At 35.9% G+C, this 234-nt stretch carries 1 protein-coding gene; it reads left to right on the top strand.

The window, feature by feature from the left end; genetic code table 11:
• On the top strand, positions 1-234 hold a 234-nt coding region (locus Q4528_RS16280; RefSeq protein ID WP_303522823.1), incomplete at both ends, for a hypothetical protein.

Raw genomic sequence — 234 nt, 5'->3', positions numbered from 1 at the left:
ATAATGAAATACGCTAGTGTACAATTATCTAAGGCTTACGGCGATGCTTTAAACAGCGTATTGCCAGTATTTAACGGCGGTATGACCGCTAATATACCGCAATCTAATTATATTATAATTGGCGAAATAGTTACCGTACCAATACCACAAGATAGTAACTTCTTTACTGAATATATGGTTAACATAGAAGTATGCAGCAAAAGTCAAATCTTCGGCAAATCGGTAAACAACGAC

Origin of the sequence: Staphylococcus pasteuri (assembly GCF_030547725.1) — a bacterium.
GTDB classification, from domain to species: Bacteria; Bacillota; Bacilli; order Staphylococcales; family Staphylococcaceae; genus Staphylococcus; species Staphylococcus pasteuri.
The sequence above is the reverse complement of the archived record's forward strand: the minus strand, read 5'-3'. Positions and strand labels throughout refer to the sequence as shown.